Annotated in this window: 4 protein-coding genes; all 4 read right to left on the bottom strand. The window is 40.3% G+C overall.

The window, feature by feature from the left end; all coding sequences use genetic code 11:
* Nucleotides 1-176, bottom strand: a 176-nt coding sequence (locus F972_RS16565) for an IS630 transposase-related protein (RefSeq protein ID WP_155756564.1), incomplete at its 3' end; no start/stop codon positions are given.
* A 412-nt stretch (nt 177-588) separates the two neighbouring features.
* The gene (locus tag F972_RS06435; RefSeq protein ID WP_004683790.1) at nt 589-2,826 is read right to left on the bottom strand and encodes a TonB-dependent receptor; all 2,238 of its coding nucleotides are present in this window, start codon (nt 2,824-2,826) and stop codon (nt 589-591) included.
* 9 nt (nt 2,827-2,835) lie between these two features.
* On the bottom strand, nt 2,836-4,071 hold the full coding sequence (locus F972_RS06430; protein ID WP_004769318.1) for an MFS transporter: 1,236 nt from the start codon (nt 4,069-4,071) through the stop codon (nt 2,836-2,838).
* Nucleotides 4,068-4,439, bottom strand: coding sequence for a protein ActB (actB, locus tag F972_RS06425; protein ID WP_004281762.1), 372 nt, complete (start codon nt 4,437-4,439; stop codon nt 4,068-4,070). The genes F972_RS06430 and actB overlap by 4 nt, the downstream gene beginning before the upstream one ends.
* Nucleotides 4,440-4,452 lie beyond the last annotated feature (13 nt).

Genomic DNA, 4,452 nt, shown 5'->3' with positions numbered 1-4,452 from the left:
GCATCATCATCAACTTTAGATGGTTTTCTTGGTCGAGTTCTTTTTATTTCGATTCGCTTTTTCCATTCGACAATTGTATTTTTATCAATTTCGAAGTGTTGAGCAACCGCTCGGATAGATTGACCTTCTTCAAGCTTGGCTAATATTTTCTTTCTAAAATGTATTGGATAACTCATATCGGTATTGTATTGGTTTTTTGACGTACGGACTATAATCACCAACAAAGCAAAAACTATCATTACGGGTAATGTTTGTTGTATTCCCCAATAAAGAATCGCTGTAAATATAGCCCAAGTAATGGTCATGCCCAAGAAACCATAATTCATTAATTGATAAGGAGTCTGTATTTTTTCCCCTCTGGCAATCAGAATAGATGCAATCGCCATACAAATTGCACCCGCTGAAACAATTACTCCGCCCTGTACTTCTGTTAAGCCAAGCTCACGAATTAATGGGGCAAGTAAAGGTAAAATCATTGAAAAACAAGTACCGTTGGCTAGAGTTGCCCAAGCCAATAATTTAAAATTTTGTTGCATAGGTAGTATTCATCAAAAGAAAAGGCATCTAAAAGATGCCTTCTGGATAAGATTAGTACTTGAGAGTGTAGCTCAAACCATAGGTACGACCTTGAGCAGCCAAGCTCGAAATATCGCCGTAAACCGTTGAAACTGCTTGGCTATAAACAGACTTATAGTCCGTATTCCACACGTTATATACACCAAAACCTAAAGTTCCTGGACCTGCTTTTGCATTGGCAATCACATCCATCACTGCAAAACCTTTGATTTCTGCTGGAGGACGAGTACTACCATTCGCAATCGCATCTTTACGTGCTTCATCCGTACCATCAATAGCCAAAGCTTGTACTCGTAAACCTAAACCATCATTGAATTGCCAGTCTGAATAAACCGTTGCTTTCAAAGGTGCTACACGAATTGCATCTAACTCTTGCCATTTACCATTTGAGTCTTTGAACTGACCACGTGTATAAGCTAAAGTCCCACCTACATTCCAATCATCTGAAACGGTATATTTGACATTACCTTCAATACCATACACGCGTTCATCTGTATCAATAACTTCAATTGCAAAACTTGGAGGACCAAATTTCAATGACTTATCAGATTTGTTATAGAACGCAGTGATCCCTGTGCTTAACGCATCATCTTGTAGACGCCAGCCCAGCTCAAAACTATTTACTTTGATTGGATCAATTGTTTGGTTACTTACGACAAAGTTTGCAGGGACATCTCTTAGCATACGTTGTACATCAGGTAAATTTGCACCTTGCGAGAAATTTGCAAACACCTGTTGTGCATCAGTTAAATGATAAAGTGCGCCTACATTAAAGAGTGTTGCATCATGCTTAACTGAACCACCTTTTAAGGTTTTAGCTTGGTATGTTGGAACGAAATCGGCAACCATTGCTTCAGAATATGGAACTGAGTCTTTAACATCACTATCGATGCGCTCATGACGAATACCTGCTTGTAGATTTAAGCGATCAGTTGCTTCAAATTGACTTTGTAAGAAGAAACCAAGCTTTTCAGTATCTACCTCAGGACCAAAAGCATAATTATTTAGGGGCTTAAACTTTAGACCATTACTACTGATAAAAGTATTTAGATCATAAAGTTGTGCTGTTTGTTTGCCATTTTCCTTATCGTAATCCACACCATAAGTTAGATTTAATGCACGTTCTGCCAGATTGAGTTTACTTTGAAGTGCTAAACGAGCACCAAAAACATCAATATCTGTTTCTGATTGGGTAACAATAAATGTTCTTCCACCTGGAATGGATGCATGTGCTAAAGCATTTGCACTTGGGAAGAATCGCCCTTTTTCAGTACGATAATACGCCTCTGCATTTAAAGTCTGACCAAGAAAATCCTGATTTTCATATTGTGCATTTACTGCACTGCGCTTAGTACGTGGTTGAGTATCAAGCTCTAAACCTTTTACAGCTTTTTGACTAGGTTTTGCCCCTAGAAGTAAAACAGATAAGCCTGGACCATAATCAGCGCCATATTCACTGTCCTGCTCATCGTTATAGTATTGCGCACCGATACTTAATTTTTGCTTATCTGCCAACTGCCAGCTTAAACGACCATTCACATCTACAGTTTCAGTATCTTGACGATCTGTTTGTGCAACTTCTGGACCTACACGATCACCTCGACTATCTTGAATTTCACCGCGTTGTGTATAGCTAGCACCTATAAAACCACTCCAATCCCCTTGGTTAAATGATGCAGACTGAAACGCTTCATAAGCTAAAGCATCACTTTTGAAATTATCACCTGAAGTAACGCCGAGTTTGGTTTCAAAATTTACACCATCACCCGAACCTCTTTTGGTGATGATATTGATGATCCCACCTGTAGCACCTGCACCATAAATACTACTTGCACCTGACACGACTTCAACACGTTCGATCATGTCTGGGCTAATGCTATTTAATTGGCGTGAACTATCGCGTGAGCCCGTTTGCGGAACACCATCAATCATATATTGCACTGTACGACCACGCATGGTCATCCCATAGTTACTGGTCGTACCTGAACTTGGTGTTAAAGATGGAACCAACAGTCCTAAAATATCTGCGGTACTTTTACCAGCAGCAGCTTGTTTTGCAATGTCTTCTTGGCTAATACTGTAAACAGTTCCCGCAATCTCAGCGATACTTTGAGCTGAGCGAGTTGCTGTCATAACAATCGGTGCCAGTTGATTTACGGTTGAAGTCTGCTCGACATTTTGAGCATAAAGTTGCGTACTGATCGCCAAGCTGAGCAGTGTTAATGATGTCGAAAGTGAACGAACTTTCATAAATGACCCCTAGATGAGTTGTTGCGTTTGTTTTGCTTTGCGAATAAGCAGTTGACTAAGCAACACGCTTAAAACAGATGAAACTGCGAGAATGAGATAGAAGTTTCCATAACCAAATGCTTTGGCTAAGAAACCTGAGACTGCACCGCCAATAAAATAAACCAATAGTTCGAAGCAAACTAAAATCGTAAAATCAGTACCAGCTTGTTCTTTGGAGCTGGTCTGCATGAAATGTGCATATAAGGCTGTCATTGCGATATAGCGGATGGCAAGAATGACAATGACAAAGCCACCAAGAAGTAAATGCCATTGATTCAACCAACTGAGTAAAACTGCAACACCCAACAAGGCGTAAACCAAACTGCGTGCCCAACCAGCCCAGATCAGCAATTGTGTTGCGGCTATTTTTTTTAATAAAAATGCAGCTGAAACAGCGGCTAATAATCCAATCCCTGCACCTATTACAGACATCAGCACGCCGATTTGTGACAACGACCATTTCTGATCAATCAGCATCGGATTCAGCATCGCCATAGCCGGTGCTTCGACAATTCGATAACATACGATCAAGGCTAATGCCCATAACATTTCTGGACGTTTAAATGCACGGATCAGACTTGGCGGCTGTTTTGAGATTTTCTCTACATTTGATTTTTCTTTAATCTGGAAAATAGCCAACATCGTCAATGCTGTCATAGCGGCTAAGGAAATCAGTGCAGTTTGCCAACCATAAAGCTCATACAGCCATAAAGTTGCTGCTCCACCAACCATACTGCCAAGCGCAACACCTATACTTTGCGCCATACTGCCTAGTCGATACTCAGATTCTGAAAAGGTTTCGACCGTATAGCCATCAATTGCGATATCTTGAGTTGCAGCAAAAGTTGAAATCCATAAACCGACAATAACAAATACACCAAGACCGTAATCGAATTGGGTAAGTGCCAAAGCAACGACCCCCAACACCAAAGCCATTTGCGTAAACAAAAGCCAAGTTTTACGTTTACCGAGTTTTTTGAAATAAAAACGATCAATTAGTGGTGCCCAAAAAAACTTGAATGCCCAAGGAATATAGAGCAGCGACAACATGCCAATCCAACGTAAATCTACGCCTTGATGACGCAGAATCGCAGGTAAGGCCACATTATAAAAATACAGTGGTAAGGCATGCGCGAGATATAAAACCACCACGACACTCAGGCTCAAGGCTGAGACTTTCTGAATATTTAATGAATTTTGATTCATAAATACCTCTGCAAAGCCCATTGTGTGGCTTCAGCTTTATCTACGCTCACAAAATATGGAACATGCCAAGCTTTGTGCAGAGCTGGTGTATCCAATCGAATACGATCTTCTTCATCTTGAGCAATACGAGCAAAACCCAAACAATATTGGTAAAAATCTTGTTTATATTGCTTATACCATTTGCCTTGGATTGCTCTATATTCCTCCGGAAATTCTGTATTTGCATCGGTTTGCATGATCAACACAAAATTTCGCTGATGTTCGAAATAGTGCTGAATCCGTGCTAACCATTGTTCAAATTCTGCAACAGAGACATTCGCCGCAAAGCGCATGTCTAAGATATGCATTTCATTGATATATAAGCTCATGTAACACTCAGGA

It is taken from the genome of Acinetobacter sp. CIP 102529 (assembly GCF_000368325.1).
Classification (GTDB): domain Bacteria; phylum Pseudomonadota; class Gammaproteobacteria; order Pseudomonadales; family Moraxellaceae; genus Acinetobacter; species Acinetobacter parvus.
Note: the sequence above shows the minus strand (reverse complement) of the source record. Positions and strands in the feature narration are given on the sequence as shown.